Here is an 11,329-nt window from a genome sequence, read left to right on the forward strand (position 1 = left end):
CCGCTACTCGTCGGCGCGGGGCTCGAACTCGGAGAGGAGCTCCTGAAGCCCGAGGCTGTCGAGCTGGTGGTGGAAGGCCGCTTGCTCCCGGAGCGTAATGGCTCCTTGAGCCGCAAAGCTGGTACGGGCAGGCACATCGAGCTCTAGGGTAGCGTCGGAGAGAATTCCCTGGTCCCACTCTTCCTGGCGAAGAAACTGCTCCCCACGTCGCCGGCAACGAGAGCAGCGGTAGCGCACGAGGACATAGCTTGGACCAAAAGGGCGCGGATAGTACCCGGCCCGCAGAACTTCCCGCTCACCAATACGCTGACCACAGGTGCAACGAAGGGCTGTCCGTCCCATTGTCTCCTCCAGCAAGCGCTATAGCAACGCCATGCGCCACGCCAATTGTACCACTCCTAGTTTACATCCGCACGGACGACCGAGAGGCCGGTTCCCGCGGCTGTCTGACCACTCCGAGAGGCGGAGAGCGACGAAATATCGGGCGCTTTCTTCTTCCCCACCACGCTTGTCAGCATGCTACGGAGGGCACGGCTGGCCTCTTCGGTCTCCGACGCGGCAGTGGTCGGTGTGGACTCGGGCTCACTCGCACTGGCTAGCGCGGTCTCCAGGCGTGGGCTCCGCTTAGCGACCACCACGGGGCTAACCACCGCCGGAGCGGGAGTCGGTGCGGTCTCAGGCTCTAGCTTGGTGCTCCCGGTTCGCGCCGCGAGCTGTGTCGGGGCTACCTCATGAGTCACCTGTCCGGTGGGCGAGGCGACAAGAGGTGCCGGTGCCCCCGCCGCGACTTGCGGCTTCAGGTCCCGATTAGGCTGCTCTTTCATGGGAGTCACCGCTGCGCGCGGCGCAGGGGTGGCACGCTCCAGCTTAGGCGCAGGCTTGGACTCTGGCGTCGCGGGCCGCTCGGTGCTCTTCGCAAGCTGTGTCGGCGCGGCGGCGAGGGCCGGGGCAGGCGTCGCGGGAGTCGGCGTAGCAGACACGGGAGCGGACGGCGTTGTAGGAGTTGTTTGCTTAGGGGCAGCAGACGGCGCAAGGGGCGCGGGCGTGCCAGGTGGTGGCGGCACGGTCACCTTTGAGAGCCGGGGCAGGAAGACCGCGCTGAGAGTTGCAGCGGTGAGCGCACCCGCAAGGGCAAAGCGAGCCGGAGCAGGCCGCAGAACCCGTGAGAGCTTGTCCCAAAGGGTCGGGCGTGCATAGGTCGAGGCGGCGATCCGCTCGGAGAGCCCTGGCGGTAGCATGGTCACCATCGGTGCCGAAGACGCCTGCTTCAGGAGAGAAGCAAAGGCCTCCTCGTTGCTATCGTCGGTCGTGATTTCCTCAGGGGTCATTTTTTTGCTCACTTGGTCACACTCTGTCCCAGTCTTGCGTATACAAGCTGTATGCCGTTAGAATCGGTTGGTCCTCAAAAAGTTTCAAGATTCTTTTTCTGCGGCATGGTACAAAGAGGCTACTATGGCAGATCCTAGCAATTCTCCCAAGACCGAGTCCACGGGGCTCAATCTTAAGAAATTTAACTCCACCAGTGTCACCACCACCACCGATGTGATCGTCCCCAAGCTCTCCAACGCCGACAAGGGCCGTCGGGCGACTATGGTTGCTGTCGTGATTCTTGCGGTTGGATTTCTGGGCATGATGGCCTTTCGCACCAGTGGCTTCAATCCCTTTGAAAAGACTCCAGAACACGGCGGCCTAGCACGCCCCGAACCGACGCTTCCTCAGTAAGGCTGCCCCATGTCCAACGAGCGTGTTGTCTGCGCCGCCTGCGGCTCCAATAACTTTGCCACCCAGGCTGCCTGCTGGAAGTGTGGCAAGGTCCTGAGCGCTCCGCCGCCTGCCGCCGCGCCTGCTCCGATGAGCGCCGTCCCCGCCGGAGCACCTCCACTGGCACGCCCCCTGCCCGCTCCCGAGCTGCGGAGTGAGTCCCCCGCTGCGTTTTGGTCGTCGGTGGCGATGGGCGTCCTCTTTCCCATGCTGGCGATCCCCGTGGGGCTGGTCTTTCTCATGCTCGATGAACGCCGGAAGCACCAGATCGGCTGGTGGAATATTCTCTTTGGCCTGGTCGGGACCCTGCTCAATGGGGTGATCGCCGTAGTCTCCCTCTATCCCCTCTTGATGAACGCCACCCGCCTGATCCCCAACCTAGGGGGGGCACGCACCGGGCAGTCACAGGACCTCAACTCCGAGGCTCCCCCCTTGGATATCCCCGGCCAGCGTCCCTTTGCCGCGCCGCCACGGTAGTCCGCTCGCATGACTGACACCATTGCGGCAATCGCCACCGCCACCGGTGCCGCGGGCGTGGGGATCGTCCGCCTCTCCGGCCCCAATGCGCGGACAATCGCCGCGCAGGTCGTGCGTCGCTCCCTTCAAGACCAGCCACCTCGCCTGCTCAAGCGTGCCACGGTCTACGATCCGCAGAGCGGGGAATCCCTCGACGATGGCCTCTTGGTGCACTTTATCGGACCGCACTCCTTCACCGGTGAGGATGTGGTCGAGTTTCAGGGGCACGGGGGGATGCTCACCCTGGCTCAGGTCCTACAGGCGTTCCTGGCCGCCGGGGCTCGCTTGGCACGTCCGGGAGAGTTCTCGGAGCGGGCGTTTCACAACGGGAAGCTCGACCTCGCCCAAGCGGAGGCCCTCGCGGACCTGATCTCTGCACGCTCCGTGGCAGCACAGCGCGCCGCCCGCCGCCAGCTCGACGGGAGCCTCTCGCAGGAGGCGCACCGCATCGCCGCCGAGCTCCAAGAAGCCCTCGCCCGCTTGGAGGCGACGATCGACTTCCCGGAGGACGTGGGCGAGCTCGTGCCGGAGACTGTCGAGGCCCCGCTCGGCCGCGCCGCGCAGCGCCTGGAGCGTCTCCTGGCGGGAGCGGCGTACGGCAGGCGGCTCACAGAAGGGCTCACCGTCGCCCTGACCGGTGCCCCCAATGTCGGGAAGTCTTCGCTTCTGAACGCCCTCGCCGGAGCGGAGCGCGCCATTGTCACGGAGCTCGCCGGCACGACCCGCGACATTCTGGCCGAGGAGCTGGTCTTGGCCGGCGTACCGGTACGCGTCCTCGACACCGCCGGGCTGCGCGAGACCGACGATCCCGTGGAGCGTATCGGGGTCGCCCGTGCCCGTGCCGCGGTCGCGACCGCCGATGTGGTGATTGTCGTGGTCGATGCCACCCGCCCCGAGCCCCTCGCCCTGCCCGAGCAGAGCTTTGTGATCGCGGTAAACAAGTCCGATCTGGCCTCCCCAGAGCTGGAGCGCTTTGCCCCCCACCCCGCCGTGGCGATCTCCGCCCGCACCGGGGAGGGGCTCGATGCGCTGGTCCAAGCGGTGATCGGGACATCGGTTCCCGCCAGCGACGCCCCCCTGCTCACGCGAGCCCGCCACGAAGATGCCCTCCGCCGCGCCGCTGCCCAAATCCACGACGCCCGCGTGACCCTCGCCCTTGGGCTCCCCGCCGAGCTGATCGCCGTGGACACGCACGGTGCCCTCGCCGCCCTTGGGGAGCTCACGGGCCAGACCACCCGCGAGGAGATCATCCAGGGAATCTTCTCCCGGTTCTGTATCGGCAAGTGAGCGCTAGAGCGTCCCGTAGAGCCGGTCGCCGAAGTCGCCGAGGCCGGGGCAGATGTACTTTTTCGCATTGAGCTCCCGGTCCAGCGCCGCGGCGTAGATCGGGACATCGGGGTGCGCCGCCTCGACCGCCGCCACGCCCTCGGGAGCCGCCACCACACACACGAGGCGGACATCGGTCGCGCCCGCCGCCTTTACATGGTCGATCGCCTGGCCCGCCGAGCCGCCCGTGGCCAGCATCGGGTCCACCACCAGGGTCGTGCAGCCCTGTACCTGTGGGAGCTTGCAGTAGTAGCTCGCCGCCACCGCGGTCGCATGGTCGCGCTCCAGCCCGATGTAGCCCACGGAGACATCGGGAAAGAGCTCCAAGAACGGCTCCAGCATCGCCAGCCCCGCCCGTAGGATCGGGATCACCACAATCCCATGGGCAAGGACCTGCCCCTCCATTGGCTCCAGAGGGGTGGTAATCGGGGAGGCCATGGTCGGGAGATCAGCGGTCGCCTCCAGCGCGAGGAGTGTGGTCAAGCGCCGTGCGAGCGGGCGAAAGTGCTGGGGGTTGGTCTCGGTAGAGCGCAGGCCCGTGAGCAGGTGCTGGGCCAGCGGGTGGGAGCAGAGATGGATTGCCATACCCCCATTTTACACCGCCGGCTCAGAACGAGCGGGAGAGCGCCAGCGCCTCGACCCCCGCCGCCCCGGCCTTGAGGAGCGTAGCGGCGGCGCAGTGCAGGCTCGCCCCCGTGGTCATGACATCGTCGATCAGGAGCAGCCGCTTGCCCGCCAGCAAAGCCGGGTCCGTAACCTCAAAGTCCGTCGGGGAGAGGTTGGCGAGGCGCTGCGCCGCCCCCAAGGTCATCTGGGACTGCTCGGCACGCACCCGCACAAACGCCCCTTCCGGTAAGACCGGGAGCGCGAGCTGCTCCGCAAGCGGCTGGGCAAGGAGCGCCGCCTGGTTGTAGCCACGCGCGCGCCGTTTACGCGCGGAGAGTGGGAGCGCGACCAGTAGCTCAGGCGGTGCCGTGCCACGGAGCTCCGTGAGATAGCGGTGCGCGAGCCACGCCCCCAGGGGCTCGGCAAGCGACTCTTTCCCTCGGTACTTCAGCAAGTGGAGACCGTAGCGGAGCGCCCCGACATGCCGCCCCGCCGCACGTGCGCTCTCAAACGCCCAGCCGCCCCACCGGTCCGCCGCCGCCTCGCAGAGCCGGCAGACACGCTCGGGCTCACTCGGGTGCCCACAGACCACACACACCGGCTCTGGGACAGTGGGAAGCTGGGCCACACACGCAGAGCAGAGCACCGGCTCCTCCCAGCTCTCACAGAGCAGGCAGCGGGGCGGGTAGATCAGGTCAAGAAAGCCAGCAAGTGCACGCATCGGAGCGGAACATTATACCTCCTGCAAAAGTTACCGGAACCACGCCTCGCCGGAACCATAAGACTTGTTCTCAGGGGCTCAGCGCCATGACTTCTGCAAGAGGTACATTCTCTACTGGACGGTAAAATCCACCTTGGCACGGTAGGACTTGCCCCCGATCTCACACAGCGCCTCCACGGGATAGCGGCCCGGTGCGAGCCCGGCGGGAGCGCTGAGCTTGAAGCTGACACTGCGGCGCTCGTTGGGGTAGGATAGGGAGATCGTGCGCTTTACCTCGCCCTCGACACTCCAGCCCGATGGCAGGATGAGGTGGACGAGGCCACTTGTCTTGCCCTCACGCCGCCCGGTGATCGTCGCGACCAGGAGCCGGCGACGCGCGGGGCCGTCGGGGGCCGCGCTGAGGATGGGCTTGATATCGTGGTCCAGGGAGAGCGCGTAGGGCTCCTGCCGCTCCACACTCGCCAGTGCGACAACACTCACCCCGCCCTCTTCGCGCTCGGCCCCGCCCCGGAGCACCACACTGGCGGGCTCAGGTCCCTCGGGCAGGACAAAGCGAAACTCTTTCTTGAGGCGCTCGCCCGGGTTGAGGATCATGATGGGGTCCTTGAGGTCCACGATCACCGTCCCATCGGGCAAGAATACTTGCTTCAGGAAGAGCGGCTTCAGCCCTGAGTTCGTGAGCTCCAGTGTCCCCCGGACGAGTCCCCCCGCCACCAGCGCCCGGTCGCGCAGGCTCAGGTGCGCCGCGAGCGGCCCCGCAAGCGCCTCGCTGTCGTCGGTGAGCTGCAGGCGGAGCAAGGGGAGCTCGGGCAGCGGCTCGGCGAGGGCGGCGCCCCCCCAGAGAGCCCGAAATCCCACCTCCGCACCGGGCTTCCGGCCCGTCCCGAGGAGCCCGATCGGCAGTGCAACAAGCTGGACAACTCCCTGCTCCGTGGTCAGCTGGTGCCCCCTCACACTGCCCTCGGGGAGCAATACCTCGGCCCAGACCGGGTGCTCTTTGTTCTGGACATTGTCGAAGCGGCGCACCAGCGGCGTGACTCCGGTCGCGGACTTGAGGAGCCGGATGCTGAAGTTCTCTGCCCCCTGAAACCAGCCATCTCCATTGGCATCCAGATCAAACCGGACCTCGGTCTCGTCTTTGGTCTGCACCGCCAGGTAGAGAAACTGCGAGTCCCAGTCGAAGTAGACACGGCCCTCGGGGGTGTCGTAGAGGAGATCCCAGCCCTGCAGGGAGTCTAGCGTCACCGTGCGCTTGATCCGCTTGCGCTCGTAGGATGCCCCGCTGTTGGCAAGGGGTGCGGTCTGGCGGCCCTCCGGGGCCTGTGCGTGCGCCGCCAGAGCAAAGAGAAGACTACTCCAAGCGGCTAAAGCGATCCGAGAGCTGTGTGTCCTGAAGGAAGTTTTGAGCATATCTGAGCTTCTGAAGCGCCTCACCGTTGTCCGGGTCCAGACGCAGGGCTTTCTTGTACTGGAACAGCGCTGCGGCGTACTGCTGGTCTTGGTAGAGCGCGTTGCCCAGGGCCATCGCCTCCGTGACCCGTGCCTGACGAACAAGCTCGTTCAGGTCTGGCCCGGAGACTCCCTTCTGACGGGCCTCGGTGAAGGCCAGGATCGCTCCGACAGCATCTCCCCGCATCAGGAGCCCCCTGCCACGGGAGAGCGCACTCTCCGCAGCGGCATAGCGCACCTGAGCGAGCCCCGTCCGAGCATCAGTCGCGAGGGGGTTGGCCTGAATCGCCTCCAGAAAAGCCGCCTCGGCTGCATCGGTGTTCCCTTCGCTTAGAGCGGCCTGTGCCTGTAAAAGTTTCGCCTGATACCAGCGCTCCTGAAGCGCAGCGCTCGCCTGTGTCAGCACGAGGTCGTGGGGCAGGTCTTGCAGGGCCTGCGCGAGGTGCGCCGCCGCTCCCACAAAGTCCCCGACCGTCTCCGCTGTCTCTGCGGCACCAAGCGCACGCTGGCGCAGGTCCGCGAGCACGTCACTCAGCAGCTGGCACGCCCGCAGATCGGAGGGGACGGCGTCCAGACGCGCACGGAGCACCTCGGCGGCGACTGCCACATTACCCTTGTCCCACGCGCCACGGGCCTCGGCGAGGGTTGCCTCCTCCGAGAGCGAGGCCATGCGCTCCCCAAAGGTGAGCTCGTAGGCGATCAGGCTGCCATCGCGCAGGCTCACGGCCACAAAGCGTCCCCCCGGAGCCACGGAGATTCCCGTCGGGCGCGCGTCCTCAAAGTCGATATCCCAGATCGGCATGCCTTCGTCGTTGAGGAACACCAAGCGCCCGCTCCCATGGTCCAGCGCGAGCAGCACCGCGATACTCTGCCCGGTGGCGTCCATGGCCACATCAATGGGGGTGCCGACCAGCTCGGTGAACCAGAGGAGGACGCCATCGCTACCGACCAGCCCGACCCCGCCCGCTTCGACCTCTGGCCCGCCCGTGGCAAACGCGGTGCGCTCTGGCCCCGCTGTGGCGACCGCCAGCAGTGGCACCTCTTGGCGGTGGCTCCAGATCGTGGTGCGGGTGTAGTCTACCAGCGAGAGATCGCCGCTCTCCCCCGCGATAGCAAGGTAGCGTGCGCCCCGGTCGATACAGATGCGGCTGATGGGATAGGCGATATCTTTTGTCCAGAGCAAGCGCCCATCGAGCTCCCCGAGCGCGACCGAGTGCCCGGAGCCGAGCAGGTCACAGAACGCGGTCCCAAAGCGCGCGGCCTCGGCCCCAAGCGAGATATCGGTGTAGGAGGCGCGCCGGTCGGAGAGGAAGCGGGTTTTGCGCGCCTCGCGAAAGAGGTAGAGGTCATCGTCGGTGGTGCCGACATACGACGAGCCATCGGGGGTGATCTCGGTCTTGCGGAGGGTCTCGACGTTGTAGGTGTGGAGCGTGCGGCTCCGCCCTTGCTCGGAGTAGCGCACGAGATGGAACGTGCGAACCTCCAGCTCATCGGGAACCGAGACCAGGAGCGTCCCATCGTCCTGGAGTGCGTAGCGAGAGAGCGGGGCCAAGCCGCGGGCTTTTCGGAGGAAGACGAGGTTGACGTTGGTGATGTCGGCCATGCAGAGAGATTATAGCACGTCGGGGAGCATAACCTCTCCGGTGACGGAGCCAACCTCTCCCCCAGCCCCTCTCCGGTGGCGATGCCAACCTCTCCCCCTGCCCCCTCCCCCGGGCGCTCATTCTTCGCTGGGGAAGGGGGTTCTGAGTCGGGCTCCCCTCTCTTCCCCAAGGAGGAACGACTGCCCGCACCCAGAGGGTACCCGGGGAGGGGCTGGGGGAGGGAGAGGTTACTCGGAGCAGGCGGGCAAAACAAAAAGCCCGAGGAACAAGTCCTCGGGCTTGAGAGGGCTACGGCTACCTTCGTAGCCAGTAATGGAGGGTTATTTGCTGGGAAGGCCGTAGACCTCGACCTCGGTGTAGCGGTTGAGCGGGTCGGTGTAGGTGCTACCGCGGCTGTAGAGACGGACGTAGCGCGCCTTTACTTTATTCGCAGCGATCAGGCGGCCCTCGCTCGTCTCGAAGTACTCACGGTCCTTGCCGATACCAAGACCGGCGCTATTGTCCGCGTCGTTGTTGTAGAGTGTCGTCACGCCCTCCACGAACTTAGGGTCGTTGGAGACCTGCACGATCACATCGCGAAAGACCACCGGCTGCTCGTGGAAGTGCCATACCAGGACGTAGGAGAGCTCAGAGGCTGCCTCCAGGTCGATCTGGACCCACTGCAGCTTGGGGTACATCTCGACCGCACTGCCCTGCTTGGCGTCCTTGACACCATCGGTGATGAGATCCAGCGAGCCCTCGTAGGGTGCCTTGCTGGCGGTGACTTTCTTCTTGAGGGCCAGGTTGACCGTTCCCTTGGGTACCTGGGGAATGGGGCGCGGTCGGCCTAGTGGCTTCTCGACATTGGCGCCTGCGGGTGCATCGGAGGGGGTTCCGATAAAGTTAGGCTTTGGCAAGACGGCGGGGAGCGGGATGGTGTCCTGCGCGAGCGCGGCACCGGCAAGGGCGAGGCTGGCGAGGGTGAAAAAGACGGCTCTCTCACGGGTTGGCTTGAAAAACATGGTTGTAAACTCTCCTCTAAAAAAATAACTGCCCCTGTTAGAGTGCCGCAGCGCCGTTTTGGTTTCCGATATAATCCCCCCATGAGAAACAAACCTTTACTGACTCTGGCGCTGGTGCTGGTCCTCGCGGGCTGTGGCGGCGGCGGCACGACTCCCCCTCCCAGCACCACGGACTACTTCGATGAGCTCTCTCTGAGCCTGCGCTGGTCCAGCACCAAGACCGCCAACCCGCTGAAGGTCTTTATCGGCAAGGATGGCACCACGGACCGCTCCACCGAGGTCATGGCAGGCGCGACCTCGTGGTCGGTGGCGACCAGCAACCTGGTGCGCTTCACCCAGACCGATACCGCGGCGGATGCGGATATCACGGTGACGTTTAGCGATACGGTCGATACCTCTGATGGTGGTGTCGGGCTGGCGTCGGTGAGCTTTGCCATTGTCCCAGGCAACCCGACCGCCGATGGCATTATCCAGTCAGGGGCGATCACCCTCAAGACCGGGATCGCGAGCAATATCATCCTCCCGACCATGCAGCACGAGCTCGGGCACGCGCTTGGGATTGTCGGGCGCAACAAGGGCGACAATGGGCACAGCTCCTACGATGGCGATGTGATGTTCCCGGTGATCAAGACCAGCTCGTCTCTGAGCACGCGGGATGCCGCGACCCTGATCAAGCTCTACGCCACGAGCCGAAAGCGCTAAGCCCAACGGGGCTTGGAAGATCGCCCAGACGGACATCGTCGGGCTATAGGGCGTCGTTCCTCCGCCGCGCCTTCGGCGAAATTCTACCGACGAGGCACGAGGAGGCGGCCGAAGGCCCCATAGCCCGACGTTTACCGTCGAGGCTAGCCGGACGTCTACCGTCCTGGCTGGCCGCATGATTTCCAACAAGAAGTAAATTTTTAATCTTTGCTACGTAGAATCACTCTATGCAAAGATCACAACAACTCTCTTTTCTCGTCGCCGCTGTCTGCCTGGCCGCTTCTGCGTCTGGGCAGCAGCGTGCCATCGAGGTCGGCAAGGCCCTTCCGGTCACCAGTGCGACAGCCGCAACCGGCCCCTGGCTGGAGCGAGCCCCCCTCAATCCCGCGACCTACGGGCAGACCCGTGGGGTGAGCCCCGCCACCTCCCCTGAGGCCAAGATCGTCCTCTACACCCCGACCCTCAGCGAAGACTTCTTCAAGCTCGCCCGCCGCGTGGACAGCCTGATCGAGAAGCACCCCGAGCTGAAGTGGTCGTTTGTCCAGGTCAGCGATCCCAAGGGCGCCCAGCGAGGGGGCTACACCGCCGACGAGCTCAAGACACGCCTCGCGGAGCTCAAGACCCTGGCGGAGAGCCATGAGCTCAAGCACCTCTCGCTTGTTGTCGCCGCCCCCGCAGCACGCCCGGGCAGCAGCACCATCACGCTCGCCTTTACCAAGCAGAGCACGGCGAAGTACCAGCACCCCGTTGTCGCCTGGACCGGGCAGACCGATGAGGCTAAGCTCGATCGCGCGACCATCGAAAAACTGATCGGGGAACTCTCTGCTACAATAGGCGAGTGAATACTACCTACCTAGAAACCGCCGTCTCTCTCGCCCGGCAGGCGGGGGAGATCGGCCGGACGATCTTTCTCACCGCCCGCGAGAGCACCTGGAAGTCCGACAACACCCCCGTGACCGAGGCGGATATCGCCATCAACGATCTCGTGATCCGGGAGCTCTCCCGGCTCTACCCCGACCACGCGATTATCGGGGAGGAGTCCAGCCAGCCCCACGCGGGTGCGAGCCATGTCTGGGTCTGTGATCCCATCGATGGAACCATCCCCTACGCGCTGGGAATCCCGACCTCGGCGTTCTCGCTTGGGCTGGTGATCGACGGTGTCACGGAGGTGGGGGTCGCCTACGACTTCCACGCCGACCGGATGTACACGGCGGAGCGCGGCAAGGGGGCGTTCTGCAATGGTGTCCCCCTGAAGGCCTTTCAAGGCACCAGCCTGCGCGCCACGGTCTCCGATGTCGAGGGAATCTGGTGGAGCGGCTTTCCGGTCGGGGAGCTCACCCGCCTGCCCAGCCTCCTGGAGCGCGAGGGGAGCAAGATTTTGAAGGTCTGCTCGATGGTCTATGCCGGCCTGCTGGTGGCGCGCGGCGAGCTGGCGGGGATGATCAGCCGCGGCGACAAGCCCTGGGATGTGGCCGCGATGGATATCATTGTCCGGGAGGCGGGCGGCTGCGTGACCGACCTGCAGGGCAACCCGCTCCGCTGCGATGGGCCGATCCCGGGGAGCGTGGTCTGTGGGGCCGGGGTCCAAGACGCCTACCTCAGCCTGATCGATGAGGCCTTTGCGGAGTAGAGGTGTTGGCCGC

General features: G+C 65.5%; 13 protein-coding genes. 6 read left to right on the forward strand and 7 right to left on the reverse strand.

The window, feature by feature from the left end:
- Window positions 1-3: 3 nt before the first annotated feature.
- Both HNQ39_RS22680 and HNQ39_RS22685 read right to left on the reverse strand, forming a co-directional pair.
- The gene (locus tag HNQ39_RS22680; RefSeq protein WP_184202366.1) at window positions 4-342 is read right to left on the reverse strand and encodes a hypothetical protein; all 339 of its coding nucleotides are present in this window, start codon (window positions 340-342) and stop codon (window positions 4-6) included.
- 56 nt (window positions 343-398) lie between these two features.
- Window positions 399-1,328, reverse strand: a complete 930-nt coding sequence (locus HNQ39_RS22685; protein ID WP_184202368.1) for a hypothetical protein — start codon at window positions 1,326-1,328, stop codon at window positions 399-401.
- A 124-nt stretch (window positions 1,329-1,452) separates the two neighbouring features.
- Between HNQ39_RS22685 and HNQ39_RS22690 the strand changes: the two genes are divergently transcribed.
- Genes HNQ39_RS22690 through mnmE form a run of 3 tightly spaced genes read left to right on the forward strand, consistent with a single transcriptional unit; the run spans window position 1,453 to window position 3,564 of the window.
- Window positions 1,453-1,722: a hypothetical protein gene (locus tag HNQ39_RS22690; RefSeq protein WP_184202370.1), complete on the forward strand. Its 270-nt coding sequence runs from the start codon at window positions 1,453-1,455 to the stop codon at window positions 1,720-1,722.
- Between the two features lie 9 nt (window positions 1,723-1,731).
- Window positions 1,732-2,238 (forward strand): hypothetical protein, encoded by a 507-nt coding sequence (locus HNQ39_RS22695; RefSeq protein WP_184202372.1) that lies wholly within the window; start codon window positions 1,732-1,734, stop codon window positions 2,236-2,238.
- A 9-nt stretch (window positions 2,239-2,247) separates the two neighbouring features.
- A complete protein-coding gene (mnmE, locus tag HNQ39_RS22700) occupies window positions 2,248-3,564 on the forward strand; it encodes a tRNA uridine-5-carboxymethylaminomethyl(34) synthesis GTPase MnmE (RefSeq protein WP_184202374.1) in 1,317 nt (438 codons plus the stop codon).
- A 3-nt stretch (window positions 3,565-3,567) separates the two neighbouring features.
- On the opposite strand, the gene upp is transcribed toward mnmE, so the two are convergent.
- From upp to HNQ39_RS22725, 5 genes are all read right to left on the reverse strand, one after another.
- The gene (gene upp / locus HNQ39_RS22705) at window positions 3,568-4,188 is read right to left on the reverse strand and encodes a uracil phosphoribosyltransferase (RefSeq protein WP_184202376.1); all 621 of its coding nucleotides are present in this window, start codon (window positions 4,186-4,188) and stop codon (window positions 3,568-3,570) included.
- 22 nt (window positions 4,189-4,210) lie between these two features.
- On the reverse strand, window positions 4,211-4,930 hold the full coding sequence (locus tag HNQ39_RS22710; RefSeq protein WP_184202378.1) for a ComF family protein: 720 nt from the start codon (window positions 4,928-4,930) through the stop codon (window positions 4,211-4,213).
- Window positions 4,931-5,041: 111 nt separating this feature from the next.
- Window positions 5,042-6,340 (reverse strand): NEW3 domain-containing protein, encoded by a 1,299-nt coding sequence (locus tag HNQ39_RS22715; RefSeq protein ID WP_184202380.1) that lies wholly within the window; start codon window positions 6,338-6,340, stop codon window positions 5,042-5,044.
- Window positions 6,282-7,982 carry a tetratricopeptide repeat protein gene (locus tag HNQ39_RS22720; protein WP_184202382.1) on the reverse strand — a complete coding sequence of 567 codons (1,701 nt, stop codon included), beginning with the start codon at window positions 7,980-7,982 and terminating at the stop codon, window positions 6,282-6,284. Before HNQ39_RS22720 ends, HNQ39_RS22715 begins: the two co-directional genes overlap by 59 nt.
- 321 nt (window positions 7,983-8,303) lie before the next feature.
- The gene (locus HNQ39_RS22725) at window positions 8,304-8,984 is read right to left on the reverse strand and encodes a discoidin/SUN/FTP domain-containing protein (protein ID WP_184202384.1); all 681 of its coding nucleotides are present in this window, start codon (window positions 8,982-8,984) and stop codon (window positions 8,304-8,306) included.
- 81 nt (window positions 8,985-9,065) lie between these two features.
- Here HNQ39_RS22725 and HNQ39_RS22730 point away from each other — a divergent pair, with 81 nt between their 5' ends.
- The 3 genes from HNQ39_RS22730 (at window position 9,066) to HNQ39_RS22740 (ending at window position 11,316) form a co-directional block, all read left to right on the forward strand.
- Entirely contained in the window at window positions 9,066-9,686 is a 621-nt protein-coding gene (locus tag HNQ39_RS22730; RefSeq protein WP_184202386.1) for a matrixin family metalloprotease, read from the forward strand.
- Window positions 9,687-9,913: 227 nt separating this feature from the next.
- Window positions 9,914-10,528 carry a hypothetical protein gene (locus tag HNQ39_RS22735; RefSeq protein WP_184202388.1) on the forward strand — a complete coding sequence of 205 codons (615 nt, stop codon included), beginning with the start codon at window positions 9,914-9,916 and terminating at the stop codon, window positions 10,526-10,528.
- The gene (locus tag HNQ39_RS22740) at window positions 10,525-11,316 is read left to right on the forward strand and encodes an inositol monophosphatase family protein (protein WP_184202390.1); all 792 of its coding nucleotides are present in this window, start codon (window positions 10,525-10,527) and stop codon (window positions 11,314-11,316) included. The genes HNQ39_RS22735 and HNQ39_RS22740 overlap by 4 nt, the downstream gene beginning before the upstream one ends.
- The last annotated feature ends 13 nt before the right edge of the window (window positions 11,317-11,329 follow it).

Origin of the sequence: Armatimonas rosea (assembly GCF_014202505.1) — a bacterium.
Lineage (GTDB): Bacteria > Armatimonadota > Armatimonadia > Armatimonadales > Armatimonadaceae > Armatimonas > Armatimonas rosea.

Bases quoted from the DNA above. Each gene is read 5' to 3' on its own strand.
- HNQ39_RS22680 (WP_184202366.1), bottom strand. From the start codon at position 342: ATGGGACGGACAGCCCTTCGTTGCACCTGTGGTCAGCGTATTGGTGAG.
- HNQ39_RS22685 (WP_184202368.1), bottom strand. From the start codon at position 1,328: ATGACCCCTGAGGAAATCACGACCGACGATAGCAACGAGGAGGCCTTT.
- HNQ39_RS22690 (WP_184202370.1), top strand. From the start codon at position 1,453: ATGGCAGATCCTAGCAATTCTCCCAAGACCGAGTCCACGGGGCTCAAT.
- HNQ39_RS22695 (WP_184202372.1), top strand. From the start codon at position 1,732: ATGTCCAACGAGCGTGTTGTCTGCGCCGCCTGCGGCTCCAATAACTTT.
- mnmE (WP_184202374.1), top strand. From the start codon at position 2,248: ATGACTGACACCATTGCGGCAATCGCCACCGCCACCGGTGCCGCGGGC.
- upp (WP_184202376.1), bottom strand. From the start codon at position 4,188: ATGGCAATCCATCTCTGCTCCCACCCGCTGGCCCAGCACCTGCTCACG.
- HNQ39_RS22710 (WP_184202378.1), bottom strand. From the start codon at position 4,930: ATGCGTGCACTTGCTGGCTTTCTTGACCTGATCTACCCGCCCCGCTGC.
- HNQ39_RS22715 (WP_184202380.1), bottom strand. From the start codon at position 6,340: ATGCTCAAAACTTCCTTCAGGACACACAGCTCTCGGATCGCTTTAGCC.
- HNQ39_RS22720 (WP_184202382.1), bottom strand. From the start codon at position 7,982: ATGGCCGACATCACCAACGTCAACCTCGTCTTCCTCCGAAAAGCCCGC.
- HNQ39_RS22725 (WP_184202384.1), bottom strand. From the start codon at position 8,984: ATGTTTTTCAAGCCAACCCGTGAGAGAGCCGTCTTTTTCACCCTCGCC.
- HNQ39_RS22730 (WP_184202386.1), top strand. From the start codon at position 9,066: ATGAGAAACAAACCTTTACTGACTCTGGCGCTGGTGCTGGTCCTCGCG.
- HNQ39_RS22735 (WP_184202388.1), top strand. From the start codon at position 9,914: ATGCAAAGATCACAACAACTCTCTTTTCTCGTCGCCGCTGTCTGCCTG.